23 protein-coding genes are annotated in these 25168 nt (G+C 55.9%); 8 read left to right on the top strand and 15 right to left on the bottom strand.

What is annotated here, in order from left to right; translation table 11 throughout:
• Positions 1-66 precede the first annotated feature (66 nt).
• The 12 genes from trpS to HV157_RS16255 all read right to left on the bottom strand — a co-directional run bounded on the left by trpS (position 67) and on the right by HV157_RS16255 (position 10092).
• The gene (gene trpS / locus HV157_RS16310; RefSeq protein ID WP_014171943.1) at positions 67-1071 is read right to left on the bottom strand and encodes a tryptophan--tRNA ligase; all 1005 of its coding nucleotides are present in this window, start codon (positions 1069-1071) and stop codon (positions 67-69) included.
• On the bottom strand, positions 1064-1825 hold the full coding sequence (gene gph / locus HV157_RS16305; RefSeq protein ID WP_020884582.1) for a phosphoglycolate phosphatase: 762 nt from the start codon (positions 1823-1825) through the stop codon (positions 1064-1066). The genes trpS and gph overlap by 8 nt, the downstream gene beginning before the upstream one ends.
• On the bottom strand, positions 1818-2495 hold the full coding sequence (gene rpe / locus HV157_RS16300) for a ribulose-phosphate 3-epimerase (protein ID WP_014885523.1): 678 nt from the start codon (positions 2493-2495) through the stop codon (positions 1818-1820). The genes gph and rpe overlap by 8 nt, the downstream gene beginning before the upstream one ends.
• Positions 2496-2536: 41 nt before the next feature.
• The gene (dam, locus tag HV157_RS16295; protein WP_014171946.1) at positions 2537-3349 is read right to left on the bottom strand and encodes an adenine-specific DNA-methyltransferase; all 813 of its coding nucleotides are present in this window, start codon (positions 3347-3349) and stop codon (positions 2537-2539) included.
• Between the two features lie 67 nt (positions 3350-3416).
• Positions 3417-4769, bottom strand: coding sequence for a cell division protein DamX (damX, locus tag HV157_RS16290; RefSeq protein WP_182268722.1), 1353 nt, complete (start codon positions 4767-4769; stop codon positions 3417-3419).
• Positions 4770-4861: 92 nt separating this feature from the next.
• The gene (gene aroB, locus HV157_RS16285; protein WP_182268721.1) at positions 4862-5950 is read right to left on the bottom strand and encodes a 3-dehydroquinate synthase; all 1089 of its coding nucleotides are present in this window, start codon (positions 5948-5950) and stop codon (positions 4862-4864) included.
• Positions 5951-6007: 57 nt separating this feature from the next.
• On the bottom strand, positions 6008-6529 hold the full coding sequence (gene aroK, locus HV157_RS16280) for a shikimate kinase AroK (protein WP_003861630.1): 522 nt from the start codon (positions 6527-6529) through the stop codon (positions 6008-6010).
• Positions 6530-6815: 286 nt separating this feature from the next.
• Positions 6816-8054, bottom strand: coding sequence for a DNA uptake porin HofQ (gene hofQ, locus HV157_RS16275; RefSeq protein ID WP_104440738.1), 1239 nt, complete (start codon positions 8052-8054; stop codon positions 6816-6818).
• Positions 7966-8370 (bottom strand): HofP DNA utilization family protein, encoded by a 405-nt coding sequence (locus HV157_RS16270; protein WP_072049757.1) that lies wholly within the window; start codon positions 8368-8370, stop codon positions 7966-7968. The genes hofQ and HV157_RS16270 overlap by 89 nt, the downstream gene beginning before the upstream one ends.
• Complete coding sequence (locus HV157_RS16265) at positions 8360-8821, bottom strand: hypothetical protein (RefSeq protein WP_044866195.1); 462 nt, start codon at positions 8819-8821, stop codon at positions 8360-8362. Before HV157_RS16265 ends, HV157_RS16270 begins: the two co-directional genes overlap by 11 nt.
• Positions 8822-8824: 3 nt before the next feature.
• Positions 8825-9319 (bottom strand): PilN domain-containing protein, encoded by a 495-nt coding sequence (locus HV157_RS16260; RefSeq protein WP_182268720.1) that lies wholly within the window; start codon positions 9317-9319, stop codon positions 8825-8827.
• Positions 9316-10092 (bottom strand): DNA utilization protein HofM, encoded by a 777-nt coding sequence (locus HV157_RS16255; protein WP_182268719.1) that lies wholly within the window; start codon positions 10090-10092, stop codon positions 9316-9318. The genes HV157_RS16260 and HV157_RS16255 overlap by 4 nt, the downstream gene beginning before the upstream one ends.
• Before the next feature lie 119 nt (positions 10093-10211).
• Between HV157_RS16255 and mrcA the strand changes: the two genes are divergently transcribed.
• Positions 10212-12764 carry a peptidoglycan glycosyltransferase/peptidoglycan DD-transpeptidase MrcA gene (gene mrcA / locus HV157_RS16250; protein ID WP_020884575.1) on the top strand — a complete coding sequence of 851 codons (2553 nt, stop codon included), beginning with the start codon at positions 10212-10214 and terminating at the stop codon, positions 12762-12764.
• A 72-nt stretch (positions 12765-12836) separates the two neighbouring features.
• Here mrcA and nudE read toward each other — a convergent pair whose 3' ends face one another.
• The gene (gene nudE, locus HV157_RS16245; protein WP_014171956.1) at positions 12837-13397 is read right to left on the bottom strand and encodes an ADP compounds hydrolase NudE; all 561 of its coding nucleotides are present in this window, start codon (positions 13395-13397) and stop codon (positions 12837-12839) included.
• Positions 13398-13723: 326 nt separating this feature from the next.
• Here nudE and HV157_RS16240 point away from each other — a divergent pair, with 326 nt between their 5' ends.
• The 5 genes from HV157_RS16240 to pckA all read left to right on the top strand — a co-directional run bounded on the left by HV157_RS16240 (position 13724) and on the right by pckA (position 19884).
• A complete protein-coding gene (locus HV157_RS16240; RefSeq protein WP_032679110.1) occupies positions 13724-15859 on the top strand; it encodes an intracellular growth attenuator family protein in 2136 nt (711 codons plus the stop codon).
• A 67-nt stretch (positions 15860-15926) separates the two neighbouring features.
• Positions 15927-16610 (top strand): GMP/IMP nucleotidase, encoded by a 684-nt coding sequence (gene yrfG / locus HV157_RS16235; protein WP_025202858.1) that lies wholly within the window; start codon positions 15927-15929, stop codon positions 16608-16610.
• The gene (hslR, locus tag HV157_RS16230) at positions 16607-17008 is read left to right on the top strand and encodes a ribosome-associated heat shock protein Hsp15 (RefSeq protein WP_020884572.1); all 402 of its coding nucleotides are present in this window, start codon (positions 16607-16609) and stop codon (positions 17006-17008) included. The genes yrfG and hslR overlap by 4 nt, the downstream gene beginning before the upstream one ends.
• 24 nt (positions 17009-17032) lie before the next feature.
• The gene (gene hslO / locus HV157_RS16225; RefSeq protein ID WP_014171960.1) at positions 17033-17911 is read left to right on the top strand and encodes an Hsp33 family molecular chaperone HslO; all 879 of its coding nucleotides are present in this window, start codon (positions 17033-17035) and stop codon (positions 17909-17911) included.
• A 353-nt stretch (positions 17912-18264) separates the two neighbouring features.
• Entirely contained in the window at positions 18265-19884 is a 1620-nt protein-coding gene (gene pckA, locus HV157_RS16220) for a phosphoenolpyruvate carboxykinase (ATP) (RefSeq protein WP_014171961.1), read from the top strand.
• 47 nt (positions 19885-19931) lie between these two features.
• On the opposite strand, the gene envZ is transcribed toward pckA, so the two are convergent.
• The gene (gene envZ / locus HV157_RS16215) at positions 19932-21278 is read right to left on the bottom strand and encodes a two-component system sensor histidine kinase EnvZ (protein WP_014171962.1); all 1347 of its coding nucleotides are present in this window, start codon (positions 21276-21278) and stop codon (positions 19932-19934) included.
• A complete protein-coding gene (ompR, locus tag HV157_RS16210; protein ID WP_006177890.1) occupies positions 21275-21994 on the bottom strand; it encodes a two-component system response regulator OmpR in 720 nt (239 codons plus the stop codon). The genes envZ and ompR overlap by 4 nt, the downstream gene beginning before the upstream one ends.
• Before the next feature lie 232 nt (positions 21995-22226).
• On the opposite strand from ompR, the gene greB reads away from it, so the two are divergent.
• Both greB and HV157_RS16200 read left to right on the top strand, forming a co-directional pair.
• Positions 22227-22700 carry a transcription elongation factor GreB gene (gene greB, locus HV157_RS16205; RefSeq protein WP_014171964.1) on the top strand — a complete coding sequence of 158 codons (474 nt, stop codon included), beginning with the start codon at positions 22227-22229 and terminating at the stop codon, positions 22698-22700.
• An 88-nt stretch (positions 22701-22788) separates the two neighbouring features.
• A complete protein-coding gene (locus tag HV157_RS16200) occupies positions 22789-25119 on the top strand; it encodes a Tex family protein (RefSeq protein WP_150343823.1) in 2331 nt (776 codons plus the stop codon).
• The last annotated feature ends 49 nt before the right edge of the window (positions 25120-25168 follow it).

The following is a 25168-nucleotide window of genomic DNA, read 5'->3' as shown; positions in this document are numbered from 1 at the left end:
CGGTTTTTTGTCTGGCTCAGCGCGTTTTTTGTCGGGAAGCGCTCATGCTTACCCGACAAAACAGGGTTATGGTTTACCCACAAACCCAATCGCCTGGTACACCGCTTTAAGGGTTTCAGACGCGCGGGCACTGGCTTTTTCCGCGCCCTCTTTCATCACTTTCTGCAGGAAAGCTTCGTCGTTACGGTAGCGGTGATAACGCTCCTGCAGCTCGGTCAGCATGCCGGAAACGGCATCCGCCACTTCCCCTTTCAGGTGACCATACATCTTGCCTTCGAAGTGTTGTTCCAGCTCAGGAATGCTCTGACCCGTCACACCGGAGAGGATATCCAGCAGGTTGGAGACGCCCGCTTTGTTCTGCACGTCGTAACGCACAACAGGTGGCTCATCGGAGTCGGTCACCGCACGCTTGAGCTTTTTAACCACCGATTTCGGGTCTTCCAGCAGGCCGATAACGTTGTTGCGGTTATCGTCAGACTTGGACATCTTCTTGGTTGGCTCCAGCAGCGACATCACACGTGCGCCGGATTTTGGAATGAACGGCTCAGGCACTTTGAACACGTCGCCGTACAGCGCGTTAAAGCGCTGGGCGATATCGCGGCTCAGTTCCAGATGCTGTTTCTGATCTTCGCCAACCGGCACCTGGTTGGTCTGGTACAGCAGAATGTCTGCTGCCATCAGTACCGGGTAATCAAACAGACCGGCGTTGATGTTTTCTGAGTAGCGCGCGGATTTATCCTTGAACTGCGTCATGCGGCTCAGTTCGCCGAAGTAGGTGTAGCAGTTCAGCGCCCAGCCCAGCTGCGCATGCTCTGGAACGTGAGACTGAACGAAAATGGTGCTCTTCTCAGGATCAATTCCGCAGGCCAGATACAGCGCCAGGGTGTCCAGGGTGGCTTTACGCAGCTTCTCAGGATCCTGACGTGCAGTGATAGCATGCAGATCTACGATGCAGTAAATGCAATGGTAATCATCCTGCATGCTGACCCACTGACGTAACGCACCCATGTAGTTACCAATGGTCAATTCACCTGACGGCTGTGCGCCACTAAAAACGATGGGCTTAGTCATTATTCAATTCCTGATTATCACTGTGCGAAAGCCCGAGTGCGGGCAACAAATCTTTGAAGTGGTCGAACACGACGTCCGGCTCACTCAGCGTGATGGCCTCACCGTAGTTGTAGCCATAGGTTAATCCCACTGAAGGACAACCCGCCGCTCTGGCAGCCAGAATATCATTGCGGGAATCCCCGACAAAGAGCAGCTCCGCGGGCGTTAAGGATAATTTTCCTGCCACCAGCAGTAACGGTTCCGGATGCGGCTTTTTGTTCTGCACATCATCACCGCCAACAATGACGGAAAAATACTTCGCGATATCCAGCGCTTCCAGCAGAGGGGCGACAAAAGGTGTCGGTTTGTTTGTCACCAGCCCCAGCGGAATGCCGTTGGCATGAAGCGCACTCAGCGTTTCTGCGACATCCGGGAACAGGAAACTGCCCTCTTCGACCGTCTCTTCATAGAAACGATTGAACAATTTACGCAGGATACGCAGCTGTTCTTCCTGCGGGATATCCGCATGATCCACGCTCGGTTTACCCTGTGCGGAACGCTGGGACACACGCTCCTGGCGGGCCCATGTCAACGCGCGCTCCATCAGGACATCGGCGCCATTGCCAATCCACGTGATGACACGCTCTTCGCCCGCAACGGGCAGTTCAAGAGCATACAGCGCCTGGTCTACAGCGCTGGTTAAGCCCGGCGCGCTGTCGACCAGCGTGCCGTCGAGGTCAAATGCGATACCCCGGGTTGCCTGCAATTTATCCATGACTTACCTTCGCCAGTTCACGGCGCATTTCATCAATGACTTTTTTGTAATCCGGTTGGTCGAAAATCGCTGAACCTGCAACGAACATATCCGCGCCCGCTGCCGCAATTTCACCAATGTTATTCACTTTTACACCACCGTCGACTTCCAGACGAATGTCGTAACCTGACTCATCAATACGACGGCGCACTTCACGCAGTTTATCCAGCGTATGAGGGATAAACGACTGACCGCCAAAGCCCGGGTTAACGGACATCAGCAAAATGACATCCAGCTTATCCATCACATGGTCGAGATAGCTCAGCGGCGTAGCCGGGTTGAAAACCAGACCCGCTTTACAGCCATTCTCTTTGATGAGCTGCAGCGTGCGATCCACATGTTCAGACGCTTCAGGGTGGAAGGTGATGATACTGGCTCCCGCAGCGGCAAAATCAGGCACGATACGGTCAACAGGCTTCACCATCAGATGAACGTCAATCGGCGCGGTAATACCATAGTTACGCAGCGCTTTAAGCACCATCGGGCCAATGGTCAGATTAGGAACGTAGTGGTTATCCATAACGTCGAAATGGACGACATCCGCGCCCGCCGCGAGTGCTTTTGCAGTGTCTTCACCCAGGCGGGCAAAATCGGCCGACAGAATTGAGGGAGCAATCAAAAACTGTTTCATCCGCATCTCCTTGAAATGTGTTTACCGGCGGGCAAAACGGCTCAGGGGCGATAAAGAGCCAGGAGTTCGTCCACCTTTTTACGTGTGCCGCCGTTGCTGCTTATGCTACGCCGCACTTTGACCTGAAAATGCTTCGCGGCTTTGTACCATTCGCGCGTATCAGGGGTATCGTGATTCGAAATTAACACCGGAATTCTTTTGCTGACCAGCTTTTCCGCCATCTCCGCCAGACGGGCCTGCTCGGCCGGACTGAAGCTGTTGGTGTGATAAGCGGTGAAATTTGCCGTCGCAGACAGCGGTGCGTAAGGCGGGTCGCAATAGACCACCGAGTTTACGCCTGCCAGCTCCATGCACTCTTCATAGGAGAGGCAGTGGAATTCGGCATTCTGCGCTTTTTTAGCAAAGTGATACAACTCATCCTGTGGGAAATACGGACGCTTATAACGGCCAAACGGCACGTTAAACTCACCACGAAGATTATACCGGCACAGGCCGTTGTAGCCGTGTCGATTGAGATAGAGGAACAACAGCGCCCGGCGGAACGGATCCTGACTTTGATTAAATTCAGTGCGGAACTGGTAGTAAACGTCCGGATTATTGTGCTCGGGCGTAAACAGCTTCCGAGCCTCTTCCACGTACTCGTCGGTCCGCAGCTTGACGATGTTGTAGAGGCTGATGAGGTCGCTGTTGATATCCGCCAGGATATAACGAGAAAAATCGGTATTCAGGAATACCGATCCAGCGCCCACAAAGGGCTCGATAAGACACTCGCCTTTCGGCAGGTGCTTTTTAATATCATCGAGCAGGGGGTATTTCCCCCCTGCCCATTTCAGAAAAGCGCGATTTTTTTTCATGCTGACTAACTGATTACACCTTCTCCGGCTGTGGAGAAAGCTCCGACAGCATCCTGCGCTTTAAACATTACTTCAGATCAGCCTGAACCTGATGAATTGGCTTAGCCCATGGGTTTTTCGCCTGAACGTCGGCTGGCAGCGTTGCGACAGCACGTTTCGCTTCATCTTTTGAAGCATAAACGCCACTTACCAGCACGTACCACGGCTGACCATTACGGGTCGTCTGATAAACCACATAGTTTTTCAGATTTGTTTTCTTCGCCCAACCGTTGAGGTTGTCATAGTTAGACGAACTGCTCAGCTGCAGCGTGTAATTGCTGGACGGGGCTGACTTCAGCGAACCGACGTTACCCGCAGTCTTGCCTGCTGCGGCGCTGGTTGTTGCCGTTGCTGCAGGTGCAGTTGCAGTAGGTGCAGTTGCAGTAGGTGCAGTTGCAGTAGGTGCAGTTGCAGCTGGTGCCGAAGTGGCAGCCGGTGCCGTGGTGGTCGCTGTTGCTTTCGGTGCAGTCTGCGTAACCGGTGCTTTTGCCGGTTCGCTCACCGTCGTTTCAGTACGTTTTGTCTGAGCTGGCGCTTTCACTTCAGGCGCTTTGACGACTGCCTGAGGTTTGGTTTCACGCTTAGGTTCAATCACAGCCTGCTTACGTTCAGGACGGGTCGCAGGTTGCGTCTGGCGCGGTTTGGTTTCGGTTGCAGCCGTTTGCGGCTGAGCGTTACCACCGCGGATCGGTGCAACGGTCGCAGGTTCAGTTGGCAGCGTAGAGTTAACCACGGCATTGTCCACCTGCGCCTGATTTTGCGGCTGCGTCAGGGCATTGTTCAGGTCGCCCTGAACTTCTACACGCTGCTGGCCTTCCGGCGTGGCAGGTGCCTGACCCTGTGCGGGGGTAGAAGAAACTGGCGGCAGAGAAACATCCTGCGGCTGTGTTGTATTTCCGGCAGTCTGCTCGGCGGAGGTGGTACCCGGCGCTGGCTGCGCACCATTCGCCTGATCGGTCGCATCGTTACCAGAGAGGCTGATGCTCTTCTCAGTGGATGCCGCTTGCTCACCGGAAGGGGTCGAAGGCGCTTTTAGCGCAGAACCAATACCGACAATCAGCAGCACGAGCACCAGAACGCCGAGTCCCATCATGATGTACTGGCGGGAGGCGGGTTTCTGCGCAGCGGCTTTTTTACGTTTACGTGGGCGACGCTCTACAGGCTCTTCGTCCATTGAATCTTCTTCGGACTCATAACCCTCTTCTTCTCGCTCATCACGCGCGTTGCGGCTACGCGAAGGGCGACGATCGTCTGCATCCAGATCAACATCGTCAAAGTTGATCTGCGGCTCGTTATCACGTTCTGAAGATTGACGAGAACGACCAGTACGACGATCGCTGGGATCGGGTTTCAGCTCGTCTTCTGGTTTGAATTCATCCATTTAACACCCCACTCAAAGGCTTATGCCAACGACTTTGCATTTCGCCTGAAGCTAAACGACCACCTGTAACAGTGGCCTGACCTTTCTAGTTGTTACGCCTGCTGACAGTCAGCAATAGCGCCAAGAACCACATCATGCGGCACTCCGCCGCGTACTTCACTCTTCCCTATTGCAAGCGGGAGTACAAGACGCATCTCACCTGCCAATACTTTTTTATCGCGCATCATGTGGGGTAAATACGCTTGTGCCGACATCTCTTTCGGCCCGGTTACCGGCAAGCCCGCACGCTTAAGCAGCGTGATGATGCGTGCCGTCTCTTCCGGTTTAAACTGCCCCAGACGTTCAGAAGTGCGGGCAGCCATTACCATTCCGGCAGCGACTGCTTCACCGTGAAGCCAGTTACCGTAACCCATTTCGGCTTCAATCGCGTGACCAAACGTATGCCCAAGATTCAGTAAAGCACGTAAGCCCGTTTCACGCTCGTCTGCAGCGACAACTTCCGCTTTCAGCTCACAACAACGACGAATGCAGTAAGCCAGTTTCGCCTCATCCAGGCGCAGCAACGCATCCATATTCTCTTCCAGCCAGTCAAAGAACTCGCCATCCAGAATAATGCCGTATTTGATCACTTCAGCCAGGCCAGAAGCCAGCTCGCGTTTCGGTAGGGTTTTCAGACAGTCGAGAGCCACCACCACCGATGCCGGCTGGTAGAACGCGCCAATCATATTTTTACCGAGCGGATGGTTAACGGCCGTTTTGCCGCCGACAGAAGAGTCGACCTGAGACAGTAACGTGGTAGGGATTTGAATAAAACGCACACCACGTTGATAACTTGCAGCCGCAAAGCCCGTCAGATCGCCCACAACACCGCCGCCCAGGGCAAGCAGTGTTGTATCGCGACCATGCGGTTTTTGCAGCAATGCGGTAAAGACGGTATCCAGTACCGCCAGGCTTTTATACTGCTCGCCATCGGGCAGAATCACACTGTCGACTTTAACGCCCGCCTGTTCAAGCAGGTGGCGAACGCGGTCGAGATAAAGCGGAGCCAGCGTCTCATTGGTGACCAGCATCGCCTGATCACCCGCTTTCAGTGGTAAAAAGGAAGCTGGGTCGTTAAACAAACCAGCCGCGATGGTGATTGGGTAACTACGTTCCCCGAGAGTAACTGTAATCCTCTCCATGACGCGACATCCACCTTTAATGCTTTTACCCGCAGGCGATTGTATATAAAGCCAGAATCAGTTGCTTTCCAGCATATGAATAATCTGGTTTGCAACCACTTTAGCGCTCTGATCGTCAGTACGAATGGTCACATCAGCAATCTCTTCGTACAGCGGATTGCGTTCATCGGCCAACGCTTCCAGAACTTCGCGTGGTGGCGTTTCAACCTGCAGCAACGGGCGCTTTTTATCGCGCTGCGTACGTGCCAGCTGTTTTTCGATGGTCGTCTCGAGATAGACCACTACGCCACGGGCGGAGAGACGGTTGCGGGTTTCGCGAGATTTGACAGAGCCACCGCCTGTTGCCAGAACAATGCCCTGCTTTTCCGTGAGTTCGTTGATCACTTTTTCTTCTCGGTCACGGAAACCTTCTTCGCCTTCTACGTCGAAAACCCAGCCCACATCAGCTCCGGTTCGTTTCTCAATCTCTTGATCAGAATCGTAAAATTCCATATTGAGTTGTTGAGCTAACTGACGCCCAATAGTGCTTTTGCCGGCACCCATAGGCCCAACCAGAAAGATATTGCGTTTCTCTGCCATTTTATCGGTACTACTAAGACTATTCGTTAATGGTAATCCCCGCTTCGCAGACACCCGGCGTAGCAGGACATGAACTGAAACCTCATATGCAATAGAGCGAGAGTCAGACTAAAAATTATCTCAATACTCCGGCTTGTTTGGCAACTGATTAAATCACCGCACCAGACGCATAAGGCAATAAGACGTAAGTCCAACTCAAATCGGTACTCCTTGTATGCTAATTCATGCCCCACGTCAAACATCTGCAACAATCTGAATGCAAAATCATTGGGAGGATCGTGACTCTTCAGCGAATACCGACCAGTCGTGGTGTAATAAACACCACTAACTCCCGTCGTTCATTGTCCTTTCCGTCATGGCGAAAAAGCTGTCCAAGCCAGGGGATGTTGCCCAGCCCGGGCACGCGATCGCTTCCAGTTTTATTCTTTTGCGAAAAAATCCCGCCCAGCGCCAGCGTTTCTCCACTTTTTACTTCCACCTGGGTTTCAATTTCTTGTTTATCGATGGCGAGCGTTTCACCATCGGCCTGCTGCAGCACCTGTCCTGGCATATTTTCACTGATGTGCAGCTTCAGGCGTACGCGACCGCCGGGCAGCACCACCGGCGTCACCTCCATGCCTAACACCGCCTCTTTAAATTCCACGGAGGTCGCCCCGCTGTCACCGCTGGAGACCTGATATGGGATCTCACTGCCCTGCTTAATACTGGCCGGTTGCATATGCGAGGCCAGCAGTCGTGGGCTGGCGATGATATCGACCTGCTGCTTTTGCTCCAGCGCCGACAACTCCAGATCCAGCAGCCTGCCGTTAATCCGCCCAATGTTAAAACCCACATGGGTGGTGGCGTTTGCCACGGACAGATCGCTGCCAAGCGTTGTGAGTTGCCCGACCTTGCCCGCCTCCGTTGCGTCGGCGAGGTTCCACTTCACCCCCAGCTCACGCAGGCTTTTTTCATTGATGGTCACGATATGCGCCGCCAGTTCCACCTGCTCGACAGGGATATCCATCTGCGTCGCCCAGTGCTGCAGCGTATCAAGCACCGCCTGGTTATCCCGTATCAGCAGACGGTTCGTGCGCTTGTCGACAGACAAACTCCCCTTTGGGCTGAGCAATTTTTCCGCCGCTTTTTGCAGCTCCCCGGCGTCAGCGTAAGAAAAAGGTATGCTGTGCGAGACCAGCGGCGCATCAAGCTGTCGGCGTGTCCGCTCCTGCTCTTTGCGTTCCAGCTGTTGACGCTGCCAGGCTGCGGTGTGAACATAAAAAATGCCCCCTTCTTCATGCAGAACAAGCCCGGCGCAGCTGACGACCGTCTGTAGCGCCTGTCGCCAGGGGACGCGTGTCAGATTGAGCGACAGCGTGCCACTGACATCTGGCGATACCACCAGATTACGGTTCTCCTGTGCGACCAGCGCCTGTAGCACCTGCACCACCGGTACCTCATCCACCACCAGCGTGACCGGCTTTGGCGCGGCGGCCCACAGCGGATGACTGAACGCCAGCAGCCACAGCGTTATCCTTATGTTCATTCTTTTTCGTTCCTTCTCGTTGCCATGTCCATTGTCTGGGTTCACATGCATCCCCCACATCGACGACCAGTTCCCTTTCATTGAGGGCCGTTACCCGCCAGCCCACCGGGAGGCGCTGTTGCGGTGTCAGGCGATGCCAGCGCTTTTGCCCATCCTGTAAAATGCCGGTGTCCTGAGTGCCGCCCACCATCCCGTGGTAATGCCACTGCGCCAGTTGCCCTACCGCACAAGGGTCATCCGGCGGGCGAAAAGGATCCCGCATCCCGGTCACTAACAGGGCGCAACACACCAGCAGGCAACGCGCGCTATTTTGCATGCGGCTCCTCCAGCTCCACCCGCAGGCGTAATGCCGAACCCTGTGCAGAGAGAGCAAAGGCGGCAACCTGAACATCCCACTGCGCCAGCCGGGTGAAAACTGTCGGGATGGCCTGCCATTCGGCATCCAGCGTCAGTTCCCCTCCGTTTTGCAACGGCTTCCAGTGAACCAGTCTTGTGCCCGCCCCCTGAAACTCGAGTGGCGAAAAAGGCGTCATTACCGTGGCTTCACGGGGTGCGTGACGCCGCGGCACCTGACTGGCGGCGGGCCATAGCGAGACATTAGCCTGTGCGGCCTCGCTGACCTGCCGCTGAAGTTCAGCCACCTGCTTTGTTACCGGTCGAAGCACCATGCCCCACGTCGTACTCCCCAGAAAGAGAATGCTCAGACACCAGCACAGCACCCGACATCGGGGGCTGCTTTCGCACCAGCGTTCGAACAAGGTTTCCACGCATTAGCCCTCGCTTCGCAGATGAAAGGTGAACATCCAGCGCCCCTGGTCGTCCTGCTGTAATTCCCCCGTCGGCCCCGGGGTAAACCCCACCATTTTTCCGAGCCCATCCCGCAGAGCAGAGAGCGCGGGGAGTGTTGCGGCATATCCGGTTAACATCAGTGAAGGGGGCTGATAGCGCAGTTCGGTCAGCCAGACCTGGGATGGCATCATCCCGGCAAAGGACTCCAGCACCGGCTGCCAGGCGCGTCGTTGAGGCGCTGGCGCGGGCATTGGCGTCTCCGTGCCTGACCTTGTACGAGACACCAGCGCCTGCTGCACGGACTGCATGCCCGCCAGTTGAATATGCAGCGCACGCGTCATCACGAGAGGATTCATCCGCAGGCTGAAAACCCCCATCAGTATCAGCAGCCACGTAGCGACAAACAGTACGCCCCAGAATCGCAGGCAGCGCACGCGCCGCTGCCGCCGCCACGGCAGAAAGTTCGTCATGCTCATTCCGGCACCTCACTCATGGCCAGCGCCAGCGCGACGGTATAATCAGCGCCGCATGCCGGCAGAGGAGCATGGCAACGAACCAGGGCGTCCCAGGGGTCTCGCTGGCTATCAAAGAGGGCAATGTCCTGCGGCGTGAGGGCCAGCAGTGCCGCGAGATCGGCCACGTTTTCCGCTTCCGTGGTAAAACGCCGTCCCCACTGATGGCGCATCGCCCACAGCCACTGATGTCCATCCCGCCAGGCGACACACTGCGCCGGCGCTACCGCAGGGAGAAGGTTCGCCAGCGCACTGGCATCCGGGGTGATCGTCACGAGCCGTAAACGTAATATCTTTGCCAGCGTCAGCAGGGGGTTAATCTCGTTGTTTTGTGCCGCGGTGACATGGAATGTATTGCTGAACGTATCCTGCGCATAATCAAAACAGAGCGTGTCAGCAGCCATCTCCAGTTCACGCGCGAGCGTCGCCCCCAGCCAGGAGAGCTGTTCGCTGTCGCGCAGCGCCACGCCCGGACGGGGAAGCGATCGTTGCAGCGTGCGGGCCGCCGGAAATGAGAGAAACACCCGGTGGGAGTGTGGCAACGTTTTCCGCCAGTCGCGCAGGGCGTCAACCAGTTGTTCAGGCTGGCAAATTTTGCCATCCCGGATAATCCCGTCGGCCAGAGTGATCGCCCACCAGCGGCACAAACGCCAGCCCGACCGCTCCCGGGCCAGCGCCACTATCTGCACCCTATCCTGTTGAATATGAACGCCTGTTTGCCATGTTTTGAAAGCCATGCTTCACGATCTCCTTATCGCCCGTCAGGTGACGGCTATATCAATGAATCAGGCTTGCCTTTATACTACCGCGCGATTGTTTAGAAACTGCCCAAGTGAAACCAAATGGGAAATCTCCGGTGAAGTTCGTAAAGTATTTATTAATCCTTGCAGTCTGTTGCATTCTGCTGGGAGCAGGCTCGATTTATGGTTTGTACAAATATATTGAGCCGCAGCTGCCTGATGTCGCTACGCTTCGCGATGTGCGACTCCAGATCCCGATGCAGGTCTACAGCGCCGATGGCGAGTTAATGGCGCAGTACGGCGAAAAGCGTCGTATCCCGCTGACCTTAAATCAAATTCCGCCCGTGATGGTCAAAGCCTTTATCGCTACCGAGGACAGCCGTTTTTACGAGCACCACGGTGTCGATCCGGTGGGGATTTTCCGTGCTGCAAGTATTGCGCTGTTCTCCGGTCATGCCTCTCAGGGGGCAAGCACCATTACACAGCAGCTGGCGCGTAACTTCTTCCTTAGCCCAGAAAAGACCCTGACCCGTAAGATTAAAGAGGTGTTCCTTGCGATCCGTATTGAGCAGTTGTTGAGCAAAGACGAGATCCTTGAGCTGTACCTCAATAAAATCTACCTCGGCTACCGCGCCTACGGTGTTGGTGCGGCCGCGCAGGTGTACTTTGGTAAACCTGTCGAGCAGCTGACGTTAAGCGAAATGGCGACCATTGCCGGTCTGCCTAAAGCACCATCGACCTTCAACCCGCTCTACTCGCTTGAACGCGCTACGGCGCGTCGTAACGTCGTCCTGTCACGTATGCTGAGCGAAGGCTATATCAGCCAGAGCGAGTACGAACAGGCGCGCAACGATGTCATCGATGCCAACTACCATGCGCCGGAAATTGCCTTCTCTGCCCCTTATCTCACCGAAATGGTGCGTCAGGAGATGGTGAGCCGCTACGGCGATAAAGCCTACGAAGATGGCTACCGCGTTTACACCACCGTGACCCGCAACGTTCAGCAGGCGGCTCAGGAAGCGGTGCGTAACAACGTGATGGATTACGACATGCGCCACGGTTATCGCGGCCCGTCAAATGTGCTGTGGAAAGTCGGCGAAAGCGCCTGGGACAGTAAAAAAATCACCAGTACGCTGAAAGCGCTGCCCACCTATGGCCCGCTCCTTCCTGCCGTGGTGACTCAGGCCGATCCACAGGAAGCAGTGGCAACGCTGGCGGATGGAACGTCTGTCTCCCTGCGTATGGACGGGATCCGTTGGGCTCGCCCGTACCGCTCAGACACCCTGCAAGGCCCGACGCCGCGTAAAGTGACGGATGTCGTCCAGACCGGACAGCAAATCTGGGTACGCAAGGTGGGCGACAGCTGGTGGCTGGCGCAGGTGCCAGACGTTAACTCGGCCCTGGTGTCCATCAATCCGCAGAACGGTGCCGTGCTGGCCCTGGTCGGTGGGTTCGATTTCAACCAGAGCAAATTTAACCGCGCCACCCAGGCGTTGCGTCAGGTTGGCTCTAACATCAAGCCGTTCCTCTACACCGCAGCCATGGATAAGGGACTGACTCTCGCCAGTATCCTGAACGACGTGCCTATCTCCCGCTGGGATGCCGGTGCCGGTTCTGACTGGCAGCCGAAGAACTCACCGGCGGAATATTCAGGCCCTATTCGTCTTCGTCAGGGTCTTGGGCAGTCGAAAAACGTGGTGATGGTGCGCGCAATGCGTGCGATGGGTGTCGACTATGCCGCGGAATATCTGCAACGCTTCGGTTTCCCGGCTCAGAACATCGTGCGCACCGAATCGCTGGCGTTAGGCTCTGCATCCTTTACGCCGCTTCAGGTGGCGCGGGGGTACTCGGTGATGGCTAACGGCGGCTTCCTGATTGACCCGTACTTCATCAGTAAAATCGAGAACGACCAGGGTGGCGTGCTGTTTGAAGCGAAGCCGAAAATTGCCTGCCCTGACTGCGATATTCCGGTCATTTACGGCAATACACCAAAATCTGAGGTGATTGAAAACAAGGACATGGAAGACGTTGCCGTGTCTCAGGAGCAGACGAACCCTGTGTTGCCGCAGCCGCAGCTGGAACAGGCTAACCAGTCGCTGGTGGCGCAGAGCGGGGCACAGGAGTATGCACCGCATGTCATCAACACGCCGCTGTCGTTCCTGATAAAGAGCGCGCTGAACACCAACATCTTCGGCGAACCTGGCTGGCAAGGGACCGGCTGGCGGGCAGGACGTGATTTACAGCGCCATGATATCGGCGGTAAAACGGGAACAACAAACAGCTCGAAAGATGCGTGGTTCTCCGGTTACGGCCCGGGCGTGGTGACGTCAGTCTGGATCGGTTTTGACGATCATCGCCGTGATTTAGGCCGCACCACGGCTTCAGGCGCGATTAAAGATCAGATTTCTGGCTACGAAGGCGGCGCGAAGAGTGCGCAACCGGCCTGGGATGCCTATATGAAATCCGTGCTGGAAGGCGTTCCGGAGCAACCGCTGACGCCACCACCGGGCGTGGTTACCGTCAATATCGACCGCAGCACCGGGCAGCTCGCCAATGGCGGCAATAGCCGTGCAGAGTATTTCATCGAGGGCACGCAGCCGACCACACAGGCGGTGCATGAGGTGGGTACAGAAATCATTGATAACGGCGAAACGCACGAGTTGTTCTAACGGGCAACGTAAAAACGGCAACCTCAGGTTGCCGTTTTTTTTGTTCTCTCACACGTTCCGGACATCAGGCTGTTATAACCGCCCCTGCCCCTTCAGCCATTCGCGTACCAGGAACAGCGCGCTCACGTTGCGGGCCTCGTTAAAGTCAGGGTCTTCGAGCAGGTCCATCATATGGGCCAGCGGCCAGCGAACCTGTGGCAGTGGCTCCGGCTCGTCCCCCTCCAGCGATTCTGGATAGAGATCCTCAGCAACCACAATGTTCATTTTGCTGGAAAAATAGGAGGGTGCCATGCTCAGTTTTTTCAGGAACGTCAGTTCGTTCGCGCCAAAACCGACCTCTTCTTTCAGCTCGCGATTGGCCGCCTCAAAGACCGTTTCACCCGGATCGATGAGCCCTTTCGAGAACCCAAGTTCGTAAGATTCGGTTCCCACGGCATACTCGCGGATTAAGATCAGATGGTCGTCGACGACAGGAACAATCATCACCGCTTCGCGCGAAGAAGGGCGCATACGTTCGTAAACGCGACGCACACCGTTGCTGAACTCCAGATCCACACTTTCGACATTAAACAGGCGCGATTTTGCGACTGTTTCAACATTCAGAATGGTGGGTTTTTGTAGTGGTTTGCTCATCGTGATGGGGTCTTAGCAGTGGGAACTGGCATTATTGTGCGATACGCCGCACGGTTTCGGCAATGTCAATTGTTCTGTATTTACATTTACGCAACGTAACAGGAATCAATCCTCAATTCAAAACAAATGTCAAGAGGTTGAAATGTTTCCAGGAATTTGCTGATATCGCGCCATAACAGGCTTTGCTATCATCATCGGTCACTGGGATGCGCTTCAGAATGCTCAAGTTCGACTCCATACTTGCCGATAGCCAACCACAGACTCTCATTCAATGTTAAAGGTGCTACTGACTACACCTGTAAGAAGATAAGTAAGATGGGGAAAGCATGAGCACCATTTTGATTGTTCTCGCTGCTATGCTGGCCGGCGCATTGGTTGCAGGGTGGGTATACAGGCGTCGCGTAAGGCGTCGTTACCGGCTGCCCTTTTTAAACGCCTTTGCCGGTGCGACGACGCGTAAACTGACGCAAGAAGAGCGCGATGCAGTAGAAAACTATCTCGAAACACTGAACCGTTCTCAGTTAACACCTGGGCCAACGGGGGCAACTGCTGCGCCGGTGGCGCTCAAGTTAAATGCGCAAAGTGACACAGTGCTCAGTGTGACGCGCTCCATCACCCGCTATGGCATCACCACAGACGATCCCAATAAATGGCGCTATTACCTGGATTCGGTTGAAGTGCATCTGCCCCCGTCCTGGGAGCAGTACATTAATGACGAAAACAGCGTAGAGCTGATCCATACCGATTCGTTGCCGCTGGTTATCTCGCTCAACGGCCATACGTTGAATGAATATCTTCAGGAAGCCCCGCGTTTTGCGCTGGAACGCGCAAGCTCAACGCAGGCCTCCATTCGTGGCGAAGAGACAGAACAGATCGAGCTGCTGAACATTCGCCAGGAGACGCATGAAGAGTACGCCCTGAGCCGCCCTGACGGCATTCGCGAAGCGATTCTGATCGTGGCCGCGTTCCTGCTCTTTTTCATCTGCCTGCTGACGCCGGATGTGTTTGTCCCCTGGCTGGCTGGCGGTGCGGTGCTGTTGCTGGCAGCCGGGTTGTGGGGGCTCTTTGCCCCGCCGGCAAAAACCTCGCTACGTGAGATCCACTGCCTGCGCGGTACTCCTAAGCGCTGGGGTCTGTTCGGTGAGAGTGACCAGGAGCACCTCAATAATATCTCGCTCGGTATTATCGATCTTATCTACCCGCGCCACTGGCAGCCGTGGATTGCCCAGGATTTAGGGCAGAAAACCGATATCGATATCTACCTTGACCGCCATGTGGTGCGCCAGGGGCGCTTTTTATCCCTGCATGATGAAGTAAAAAATTTCCCGCTTCAGCACTGGTTACGCAGTGCGGTCATTGCCGGGGGGGCAGCGCTGGTCTTTATCATGCTTCTGCTGTTTGTCCCGCTGGATATGCCCATTAAATTTACCCTGTCATGGATAAAAGGGGCGCAAACCATTGAGGCAACCAGCGTCAACCAACTGGACGAGGCTGGCGTGCGGGTCGGTGATACGCTGCGCCTGAAGGGCACCGGCATGTGTAACATTCATACACCTGGCGCATGGAATACGCGTCAGAGCTCGCCGTTCATGCCGTTCGATTGCTCACAAATTATCTGGAATGATGCGCCGCCGCTGCCGCTGCCGGAATCTGAGGTTGTCAATAAAGCCACGTCGCTTACCCAGACGGTCAACCGCCAGCTGCACCCGAAACCCGATGACGACTCACGCGTGAGCCCTGCCCTGCGCTCGGCCATTCAGAAATCGGGGATGGTGCTTCTGGACGACTTTGGTGACATCGTTCTGAAAACGCAGGATTTGTGTTCCGCTCAGGACGAATGCGTACGTCTCAAAAACGCCCTTGTGAACCTGGGTAACAGTAAAGACTGGGATTCGCTGGTGAAACGCGCGGAAGCGGGCCGGCTGGATGGCGTTAACGTGCTGCTGCGTCCGGTCAGCGCCGAGTCGCTGGATAATCTGGTCGCCACGTCAACCGCACCCTTCGTGATGCGCGAAACCACCCGCGCGGCGCAGGCGTTGAACAGCCCGGCACCGGGTGGCTTTGTGATCGTCAGTGATGAAGGGAGCGACCTGGTCGATCAGCCATACCCGCAGGTCGCACTTTATGACTACCCGGCTCAGGAACAGTGGGGCCAGTTCCAGCGCCTGGCGCAGATGCTGATGCAGACGCCGTTTAGCGCTGAAGGGATTGTGACGAGTATCTTTACCGATGCCAACGGCACGCGCCACATCGGCCTGCACCGCATGCCGGACAGCGCAGGCCTGTGGCGCTACATCGGCACCTCGCTGCTGATGATTGCGATGCTGGTATGCATTTGCTGGAACGGTTTTATGGCGCTGCGTCGCTATCAGCGTTCTCGTACCAGGCTTGCCGACATCCAGCAGTATTACGAAAATTGCCTTAACCCTAAGCTGATCCCCTCCTCTGAGAGCCTGATCTGATAACGTCGATGCGCGACAAGATGTGCTACCCTGTCGCGCACGTTTCTTCAGGCTGGAGTTCCCCCTTATGCATCTTGATATCGCCTGGCAGGAGGTTGATACCGTTCTGCTGGATATGGACGGCACGCTGCTCGATCTCGCCTTTGATAATTATTTCTGGCAAAAGCTGGTTCCGGAAACCTATGGTGAACAGCAGGGGATCTCCCCGGCAGAAGCGCAGGAATTCATTCGTTCGCAATATAGCGCGGTGCAGCATACGCTAAACTGGTACTGTCTTGACTACTGGAGCGAGCGCCTCGGTTTGGATATTTGTGCCATGACCACCGCCCAGGGCCCGCGCGCCGTACTGCGTGAGGATACCGTGCCTTTTCTGGATGCGCTGAAAGCGAGCGGCAAGCGCCGTATCTTGCTGACCAACGCCCATCCTCACAATCTGGCCGTGAAGCTGGAGCATACGGGTCTTGCTTCGCACCTTGATTTATTACTTTCCACCCACACATTTGGTTATCCGAAAGAGGATCAGCGGTTGTGGCATGCGGTGGCGGAAGAGACCGGTTTGCAGCCGGAACGCACGCTGTTTATTGATGACAGCGAGCCTATTCTGGATTCCGCGGCCAGGTTTGGCATTCGCTATTGTCTGGGCGTTACCAATCCTGACTCTGGCCTGGCTGAAAAAAGCTATCTGCGCCATCCGGGGCTGAACGACTATCGCCAGATGATCCCCTCACTGACCGTGAAGGAGAGGCCATGAAAGAAAAACCCTCTGAAGGGGTAAGACTGGATAAATGGCTGTGGGCGGCCCGTTTTTATAAAACGCGCGCCCTTGCCCGCGACATGATTGACGGCGGTAAAGTGCATTACAACGGCCAGCGCAGCAAACCGAGCAAGCTGGTCGAACTGAATGCCACCTTAACGCTGCGTCAGGGCAACGATGAACGTACCGTGGTGATTAAAGCCATTACTGAACAACGACGGCCCGCAACCGAAGCCGTCCTGCTGTATGAAGAGACGGCTGAGAGCATTGAAAAACGCGAGAAGACCGCGCTGGCGCGCAAAATGAATGCGCTGACAATGCCCCACCCGGACCGGCGTCCGGATAAAAAAGAGCGCCGCGATCTGATGAAATTTAAACACGGTGAGACCGAGTAACCCTCACCTGCACGAGAGACTATTATGGCCCAACACGACCAATTACACCGCTATCTGTTTGAACAATTCGCCGTGCGCGGCGAGCTGGTCACCGTATCCGAAACCTGGAAACAGATTCTGGAAAACCACAACTACCCGCTGCCGGTGAAAACCCTGTTGGGCGAACTGCTGGTTGCCACCAGCCTGCTGACTGCCACCCTGAAATTTGCCGGGGATATCACCGTGCAGTTGCAGGGTGATGGCCCTATGACCCTGGCGGTCATCAACGGTAATAACCAGCAGCAGATGCGCGGCGTGGCGCGCGTACAGGGCGATGTTCCTGAAAACGCGGACCTGAAAACGCTGGTGGGTAATGGCTATCTGGTCATCACCATCTCCCCGGAGGAAGGTGAGCGCTATCAGGGCGTGGTTGGCCTCGAAGGCGATACGCTGGCGGCCTGCCTGGAAGATTACTTCATGCGTTCTGAACAGCTGCCGACGCGTCTGTTCATCCGCACCGGTGAAGTAGACGGTCAGCCTGCTGCTGGCGGTATGCTGCTGCAGGTTCTGCCTGCGCAGGACGCGCAGACCAACGACTTCGAGCACCTCGCGACTCTGACGGAAACCGTCAAAGCAGAAGAGCTGTTCACCCTGTCGGCGACCGATGTCCTGTGGCGTCTTTATCACGAAGAAGAAGTGACGGTTTACGACCCACAGTCGGTGGAATTTAAGTGCACCTGTTCACGTGAACGCTGCGCTGGCGCGCTGAAGACCCTGCCGGATGAAGAGATCGACAGCATCATGGCGGAAGACGGCGAAATCGATATGCACTGTGACTACTGCGGTACGCACTACGTGTTCAATTCGATGGATATTGCTGAGATCCGCAACAACGCCTCCCCGGCGGATCCTCAGGTCCACTAAGCAAAGCCTGCCCTCACTTTGCCCTCTCCCTTTTGCGAGAGGGCAAAGTGCAAAAAAGCCCTCTCTGGCTGAATCGTTTTTAACACTGTAACTCTTACGTAATTTTCTTACGTGTATGCGATTACATTCACATTCCTTCCGATAAAATCACCAGCCATTAACCTTTTCGGAACATTTTCCCCAACCAAAAAGCGATTCCTGCGATAATCCGCCTGCCCTGTGACTGGAGTCGCAGCGTTTTCCGTTAGTAAGGGTTTTGTCCAGATGCGTAAATCTATGAGCCCCGTCGCGGTTAACAACCTCACAAAAACCCTACAATTTCAGACAGTACATATTGGCTAAGGAGCAGTGATATGCGTGTTACTGGTTTAACCCCGCAAGATCTCAAGGCTTATGGTATTCACGACGTCCAGGAAATCGTCTACAACCCCGATTACGATACGCTGTATCAGGAAGAGCTCAATCCAGCACTGGAAGGATACGAGCGAGGTGTGTTGACTAACCTTGGTGCTATCGCCGTCGATACCGGTATCTTTACCGGTCGTTCGCCGAAAGATAAATACATCGTCCGAGACGAGACCACCCGCGACACACTGTGGTGGGCTGATAAAGGCAAAGGGAAGAACGATAACAAACCGCTCTCTCCGGAAACCTGGCAGCATCTGAAAGGGCTCGTTACCCATCAACTTTCCGGCAAGCGTCTGTTTATCGTTGATGCTTTCTGCGGCGCTAACGCCGACACCCGTCTTTCCGTGCGGTTTATCACTGAAGTGGCCTGGCAGGCGCATTTCGTGAAAAACATGTTTATTCGTCCTGACGACAAAGAGCTGCAGGATTTCACCCCTGACTTCATCGTGATGAACGGGGCGAAATGCACGAACCCACAGTGGAAAGAGCAGGGTCTTAACTCCGAAAACTTCATCGCCTTTAACCTGACCGAGCGTATTCAGCTGATCGGCGGTACCTGGTACGGCGGCGAAATGAAGAAAGGGATGTTCTCGGTGATGAACTACCTGCTGCCGCTGCGCGGTATCGCTTCCATGCACTGTTCGGCAAACGTCGGTGAAAAAGGGGATGTGGCGGTGTTCTTCGGCCTGTCCGGCACCGGTAAAACCACCCTTTCTACCGATCCGAAACGTCGTCTGATTGGCGATGACGAGCACGGCTGGGATGATGACGGCGTGTTTAACTTCGAAGGGGGCTGCTACGCGAAGACCATTCGCCTGTCTGAAGAAGCGGAGCCAGATATCTTCCATGCCATCCGCCGCGATGCGCTGCTGGAAAACGTCACCGTACGTGCCGATGGAACGATCGACTTCGACGATGCTTCGAAAACCGAAAACACCCGCGTGTCTTACCCTATCTACCACATCGACAACATCGTGAAGCCGGTGTCAAAAGCGGGCCACGCGACGAAGGTGATTTTCCTGACGGCAGATGCGTTCGGCGTGTTGCCTCCGGTGTCCCGCCTGACCGCCAGCCAGACGCAGTACCACTTCCTGTCTGGTTTTACCGCCAAACTGGCCGGTACCGAGCGCGGCGTGACGGAGCCAACGCCAACCTTCTCCGCCTGCTTCGGCGCAGCGTTTCTGTCGCTGCACCCGACGCAGTACGCGGAAGTGCTGGTCAAACGCATGCAGGCGTCCGGTGCACAGGCGTACCTGGTGAATACCGGCTGGAACGGCACCGGCAAACGTATCTCCATCAAAGATACCCGCGCCATTATCGACGCCATTCTGGATGGTTCACTCGATAACGCCGAAACCTTCACGCTACCGATGTTTGATCTGGCAATCCCGACGGCGCTGCCGGGCGTAGAGACCCGTATTCTCGACCCACGCAATACCTACGGCTCACCGGAGCAGTGGCGTGAGAAAGCAGAATCGCTGGCGAAACTGTTTATTGAGAACTTCGAGAAGTATACCGATACCCCGGCAGGTGAAGCGCTGGTGAGTGCGGGACCGAAGCTGTAATACCTGACCCGACCTGCAAAAAAAAGGGTGGCTTTTGCCACCCTTTTTTAACTCTCTCTCACCTGCCCGCGCGTCACCGGCACCGGTAACCATGCGCGAATGCTTAAACCGCCCCGCTCACTGGTCCCAATCTCCAGCAAGCCGTTATGGTTATCGACAATACGCTGCACAATCGCCAGGCCTAAGCCGGTTCCGCTGGTACTGCGCGCGCTATCGCCCCGCACAAACGGCTGGAACAGATGCTTACGCTGCTCTGGCTTAATGCCCGGACCGTCATCTTCCACCTGGAACCAGGCGCGGTTGAGCTCAGACCCGCTGCTGACTTTAATCCAGCCATTGCCATAACGGGCCGCGTTAACCACCATATTGGCCACCGCACGTTTAATGGAAAGCGGGTGCATCCGCACCTGAATTTCACCGGCCTGCAGGTCGGTGTCGATTTCTCGCTCGTAGCCGCTTTCCGCCGCGACCACTTCACCGAGTACCGCATTCAGATCGGCCATCTCCATCGGCATCTCCTGCCCGGTGCGCAGGTAGTCAATGAACTGCTCGATGATGGCGTTACACTCTTCGATGTCCTTGTTAATGGACTCCGCAAGATAACCATCCTCTTCGCCCATCATCTCCGTCGCCAGACGGATACGCGTGAGCGGCGTGCGCAGGTCATGACTCACGCCCGCCATCAGCAGCGTACGGTCGTCTGCCAGCTGCTTCACGCCGGCCGCCATATGGTTAAAGGCCCGCGTCACGGAACGCACTTCTGAGGCGCCGTACTCACGCAGTGGCGGGGGAATAATCCCTTTACCGACCTGCAGCGCAGCGTGCTCCAGGTCGACCAGCGGTCGGTTCTGTATACGAATAAACAGCCACGCGCCGCCTATCGCCAGCAGCATAATGGCAAGGGTGTAGCGGAACAGCGGTGAGAAGTCACCCTGGTGAATTTCGGTCAGCGGGACGCGCACCCAGATATTGGGTGACAGCCACGTTTTCAGCCAGACGACCGGCGAGCTTTTGTTGACCTCAACGCGCACTTCCGTCGGGCCACCTAACTGCTGCGCCATCTGCTGGCTGAGGAACTCATAATGCTGCGCCCAGCGCAGGCCAGCGTCTTCTGCCGCTTCGTTGGAGTAAAGCGAAATACCCAGCTCACGGTAAATTTCACGGCGAAACGCCGGGGGAACAACTAACTGCGTGCCGTCCTCCAGTTGCAGTTTATCGGTCATCAGCATACGCACTTCGTATGCCAGAACCTTATTGAACTGCTGGAGGCTCGGCAGGATCGCAAAGTTCAGCACCACCAGATAGGTTGTCACCAGGCTGACGAACAGCAGGGTGACAATCAGTAACAGCGTACGGGCAAATGAGCTTCGCGGAGAGAAGCGCATTCGCCTCATGCTTTAGCGCCGTCCGGGACAAACACGTAGCCCAGACCCCATACGGTCTGAATATAACGAGGATGCGCCGGATCTTCTTCCACCATGCGGCGCAGACGGGAGATCTGCACGTCAATGGAACGTTCCATTGCGGAGTATTCACGGCCGCGCGCCAGGTTCATCAGCTTGTCACGTGAAAGCGGCTCACGCGGGTGGCTGACCAGCGCTTTCAGCACCGCGAACTCACCGCTGGTGAGCGGCATAGGTTCATCTTCACGGAACATCTCACGGGTACCGAGATTCAGCTTGAACTTACCAAACGCAATCACCGCTTCTTCCTGCGACGGTGCGCCAGGCAGTTCGTTCGCCTGACGGCGCAGCACGGCGCGAATACGGGCCAGCAGTTCACGCGGGTTGAACGGTTTTGGAATGTAGTCGTCAGCGCCGATTTCCAGACCAACGATGCGGTCAACCTCTTCCCCTTTCGCCGTCACCATGATGATCGGCATAGGGTTGCTCTGGCTACGCAGACGGCGGCAGATGGAAAGCCCGTCTTCACCAGGCAGCATCAGGTCGAGTACCATAAGATGGAATGATTCGCGGGTCAGCAGACGGTCCATCTGCTCAGCGTTGGCCACGCTACGAACCTGGAAGCCCTGCTCGGTCAGATAACGCTCAAGCAGCGCACGCAGGCGCATGTCGTCATCCACGACCAGAATTTTGTAGTTCTCTTGCATTGTGTGTACTCCCAAAGGTTCGGATAGTCTAATAACAGCGTATTCTAAAAAAGTGCACGTGTTCGACCAGCTAATTCTGGTATAAATTCTAGTCGAAATTGTTACAAAGCATATTTAACAGCAGCTTATCTGCACATTTCATCACATAAATCATTATTAACGTTGTCTGTTAGACTACGTGATACGTAATGTGCGCAAAGAATGCAATGATGTCGAGTCTTAAGGTCACCCCATGAAAACGCCCCTGATCACCCGCGAAGGGTATGAGAAACTCAAAAAAGAGATGGATTACCTGTGGCGCGAAGAGCGTCCTGAAGTGACCAAGAAAGTGACCTGGGCCGCAAGCCTGGGCGATCGCAGTGAAAATGCTGACTACCAGTACAACAAAAAACGGTTACGTGAAATCGACCGCCGGGTCCGCTATCTGACCAAATGCCTTGAGAACCTCAAAATAGTGGATTACTCCCCACAGCAGGAAGGCAAAGTGTTTTTCGGCGCGTGGGTCGAGATTGAGAACGACGATGGCGACACCCTGCGTTTTCGTATCGTCGGCTATGACGAAATTTTTGGTCGTAAGGATTACATCTCTATCGACTCACCAATGGCCCGTGCGCTGCTGAAAAAGGAAGTGGGCGATTTGGCCGTCGTGCAGACCCCTGGCGGCGAAGCCAGCTGGTACGTCAACGAAATTACGTACGTTAAATAGTCCGAGAGCGCCCTCCGCGGCTGGCATTTTGCCGTGTCAGCCCGTATAACTATCCCCTGATTTTTTCGACTCAACAGATGATAAAGCCATGATGAAAGATTCGCTCTGCCGCATTATTGCGGGTGAACTTCAGGCCAGAGCCGAACAGGTAGAAGCTGCCGTTCGCCTGCTTGATGAAGGGAACACCGTGCCGTTTATTGCACGTTATCGTAAGGAAGTCACCGGCGGTCTGGATGACACGCAGCTGCGTAACCTGGAGACCCGTCTCGGTTACCTGCGTGAACTGGAAGACCGTCGTCAGGCGATCCTCAAATCCATCGGCGAACAGGGAAAACTGACCAGCGAGCTGGAAACCGCAATCAACGGCACCCTGAGCAAAACCGAACTCGAAGACCTTTATCTGCCGTACAAACCGAAGCGCCGCACCCGTGGACAGATTGCCATTGAGGCAGGCCTGGAGCCGCTGGCCGAACTGCTGTGGAACGAACCGTCCCACGATCCGGAAACCGAAGCCGCGAAGTTTATCGATGCCGATAAAGGGGTCGCAGACACCAAAGCCGCACTCGACGGCGCGCGCTATATTCTGATGGAGCGTTTCTCCGAAGATGCCGCCCTGCTCGCGAAAGTGCGTGACTATCTGTGGAAAAACGCCCACATCGTCTCTACCGTGGTCAGCGGGAAAGAGGAAGAAGGCGCCAAGTTCCGCGATTATTTCGATCATCACGAACCCATCTCTACCACCCCTTCACACCGCGCGCTGGCAATGTTCCGCGGCCGCAACGAAGGCGTGCTCCAGCTCTCCCTGAATGCCGACCCGCAGTTTGACGAGCCACCAAAAGAGAGCCACTGCGAGCAGATCATTATCGACCACCTCGGCCTTCGCCTGAACAACGCGCCGGCAGACAGCTGGCGCAAAGGCGTGGTGAGCTGGACGTGGCGCATCAAGGTGCTGATGCACCTCGAAACCGAACTGATGGGCACCGTGCGTGAACGCGCCGAAGACGAAGCAATCAACGTCTTCGCCCGTAACCTGCACGACCTGCTGATGGCCGCACCTGCCGGCCTGCGCGCCACCATGGGTCTCGATCCGGGTCTGCGTACCGGCGTAAAAGTGGCCGTGGTTGACGGTACCGGCAAGCTGGTGGCTACCGACACCATTTATCCGCATACCGGCCAGGCGGCGAAGGCTGCCGTCGTGGTTGCGGCGCTGTGCGAGAAATACAACGTGGAGCTGGTGGCCATCGGCAACGGTACGGCCTCCCGTGAAACCGAGCGTTTTTACCTCGACGTGCAGAAACAGTTCCCGAAAGTCACCGCACAGAAAGTGATTGTCAGCGAGGCGGGCGCTTCCGTCTATTCGGCGTCTGAACTGGCCGCCCTGGAGTTCCCGGACCTGGACGTTTCCCTGCGCGGTGCGGTTTCTATCGCCCGTCGTCTGCAGGATCCGCTGGCGGAGCTGGTTAAGATCGACCCGAAATCCATCGGCGTCGGCCAGTATCAGCATGACGTGAGCCAGACTCAGCTGGCCCGTAAGCTGGATGCGGTCGTGGAAGACTGCGTAAACGCCGTCGGCGTTGACCTGAACACGGCCTCTGTTCCCCTGCTGACCCGCGTGGCGGGCTTAACCCGCATGATGGCGCAAAACATCGTTGCCTGGCGTGATGAAAACGGCCAGTTCCAGAACCGCCAGCAGTTGCTGAAGGTGAGCCGTCTGGGGCCAAAAGCGTTTGAGCAGTGCGCGGGCTTCCTGCGCATCAACCACGGCGATAACCCGCTGGATGCCTCAACCGTTCACCCGGAAGCGTACCCGGTAGTGGAACGCATTCTGGCCGCAACCCAGCAGGCGCTGAAAGACCTGATGGGCGACAGCAGCGCGCTGCGCAACCTGAAGGCGGTCGATTTTACCGACGAACAGTTCGGGGTGCCGACGGTCACGGACATCATCAAAGAGCTGGAAAAACCGGGCCGCGATCCGCGTCCTGAGTTTAAAACCGCGACCTTCGCCGACGGCGTTGAAACCATGAATGACCTGCTTCCGGGCATGGTACTCGAAGGGGCGGTCACTAACGTCACCAACTTTGGCGCGTTTGTCGATATCGGCGTGCACCAGGACGGTCTGGTCCACATCTCTTCCCTTGCCGATAAATTCGTTGAAGATCCGCATACCGTGGTCAAAGCAGGCGACATTGTGAAGGTGAAGGTGATGGAAGTGGATCTGCAGCGTAAGCGTATCGCCCTGACGATGCGTCTGGACGAGCAGCCAGGTGAAACCAACGCGCGCCGCGGCAGTAACGGCGGCGGTCGCGAGCACCAGCGCCCGGCGGCAAAAGCGGCGAAGCCACGCGGACGTGACGCCCAGCCTGCAGGCAACAGCGCCATGATGGATGCGCTGGCGGCAGCAATGGGTAAGAAACGCTAACCGCATAAAAAAGGCCCGGTGATGCGTCACTCACCGGGCCGTTATCCCG

Source organism: Enterobacter sp. RHBSTW-00318, from assembly GCF_014101375.1.
Lineage (GTDB): Bacteria > Pseudomonadota > Gammaproteobacteria > Enterobacterales > Enterobacteriaceae > Enterobacter > Enterobacter ludwigii.
This window is presented reverse-complemented; position numbering and strand designations above follow the sequence as displayed.

What these genes read in the sequence shown, in the direction of transcription:
- rpe (WP_014885523.1), bottom strand. Translation starts at nt 2,495, where the DNA reads ATGAAACAGTTTTTGATTGCTCCCTCAATTCTGTCGGCCGATTTTGCC.
- damX (WP_182268722.1), bottom strand. Translation starts at nt 4,769, where the DNA reads ATGGATGAATTCAAACCAGAAGACGAGCTGAAACCCGATCCCAGCGAT.
- aroK (WP_003861630.1), bottom strand. Translation starts at nt 6,529, where the DNA reads ATGGCAGAGAAACGCAATATCTTTCTGGTTGGGCCTATGGGTGCCGGC.
- greB (WP_014171964.1), top strand. Translation starts at nt 22,227, where the DNA reads ATGAAAACGCCCCTGATCACCCGCGAAGGGTATGAGAAACTCAAAAAA.
- envZ (WP_014171962.1), bottom strand. Translation starts at nt 21,278, where the DNA reads ATGAGGCGAATGCGCTTCTCTCCGCGAAGCTCATTTGCCCGTACGCTG.
- nudE (WP_014171956.1), bottom strand. Translation starts at nt 13,397, where the DNA reads ATGAGCAAACCACTACAAAAACCCACCATTCTGAATGTTGAAACAGTC.
- HV157_RS16260 (WP_182268720.1), bottom strand. Translation starts at nt 9,319, where the DNA reads ATGAGCATGACGAACTTTCTGCCGTGGCGGCGGCAGCGGCGCGTGCGC.
- dam (WP_014171946.1), bottom strand. Translation starts at nt 3,349, where the DNA reads ATGAAAAAAAATCGCGCTTTTCTGAAATGGGCAGGGGGGAAATACCCC.
- HV157_RS16200 (WP_150343823.1), top strand. Translation starts at nt 22,789, where the DNA reads ATGATGAAAGATTCGCTCTGCCGCATTATTGCGGGTGAACTTCAGGCC.
- HV157_RS16240 (WP_032679110.1), top strand. Translation starts at nt 13,724, where the DNA reads ATGAGCACCATTTTGATTGTTCTCGCTGCTATGCTGGCCGGCGCATTG.
- pckA (WP_014171961.1), top strand. Translation starts at nt 18,265, where the DNA reads ATGCGTGTTACTGGTTTAACCCCGCAAGATCTCAAGGCTTATGGTATT.
- HV157_RS16270 (WP_072049757.1), bottom strand. Translation starts at nt 8,370, where the DNA reads ATGCAAAATAGCGCGCGTTGCCTGCTGGTGTGTTGCGCCCTGTTAGTG.
- hofQ (WP_104440738.1), bottom strand. Translation starts at nt 8,054, where the DNA reads ATGAACATAAGGATAACGCTGTGGCTGCTGGCGTTCAGTCATCCGCTG.
- ompR (WP_006177890.1), bottom strand. Translation starts at nt 21,994, where the DNA reads ATGCAAGAGAACTACAAAATTCTGGTCGTGGATGACGACATGCGCCTG.
- gph (WP_020884582.1), bottom strand. Translation starts at nt 1,825, where the DNA reads ATGGATAAATTGCAGGCAACCCGGGGTATCGCATTTGACCTCGACGGC.
- hslO (WP_014171960.1), top strand. Translation starts at nt 17,033, where the DNA reads ATGGCCCAACACGACCAATTACACCGCTATCTGTTTGAACAATTCGCC.
- yrfG (WP_025202858.1), top strand. Translation starts at nt 15,927, where the DNA reads ATGCATCTTGATATCGCCTGGCAGGAGGTTGATACCGTTCTGCTGGAT.
- hslR (WP_020884572.1), top strand. Translation starts at nt 16,607, where the DNA reads ATGAAAGAAAAACCCTCTGAAGGGGTAAGACTGGATAAATGGCTGTGG.
- trpS (WP_014171943.1), bottom strand. Translation starts at nt 1,071, where the DNA reads ATGACTAAGCCCATCGTTTTTAGTGGCGCACAGCCGTCAGGTGAATTG.
- aroB (WP_182268721.1), bottom strand. Translation starts at nt 5,950, where the DNA reads ATGGAGAGGATTACAGTTACTCTCGGGGAACGTAGTTACCCAATCACC.
- HV157_RS16255 (WP_182268719.1), bottom strand. Translation starts at nt 10,092, where the DNA reads ATGGCTTTCAAAACATGGCAAACAGGCGTTCATATTCAACAGGATAGG.